This window comes from Mesorhizobium sp. M1D.F.Ca.ET.231.01.1.1 (assembly GCF_003999155.2).
Lineage (GTDB): Bacteria > Pseudomonadota > Alphaproteobacteria > Rhizobiales > Rhizobiaceae > Mesorhizobium.
Map to the genome: position 1 here is coordinate 1 of NZ_RZOZ02000228.1, position 299 is coordinate 299.

The window sequence follows — 299 nt, forward strand, 5'->3', positions numbered from 1 at the left end:
CAAACATTGAACCGACGTAGGTCGGGCTCCGGGGGACGGAAAGACCATGTTCACACTGCTCGTCGATTTCGCGGATCGGATTTCGTTCTTCAACGTCTTCCGCTACATCACCTTCCGCACCGGCGGCGCGCTGATCACCTCGGCGCTGATCGTCTTCATTTTCGGGCCCTCCGCGACAAGGCGGACAATTGCATCATCATCTGCTCGATCGAGAACCTCGATCCGATGGGCGTGCACACCGGCGATTCCATCACCGTCGCGCCGGCGCTGACGCTCACCGACAAGGAATACCAGATGAT

General features: G+C 58.9%; 1 pseudogene. It reads left to right on the forward strand.

Annotated elements, in window-relative coordinates:
• Positions 1–168: 168 nt before the first annotated feature.
• Positions 169–299: pseudogene (locus EN874_RS33070) on the forward strand (hypothetical protein); the annotation flags it as partial.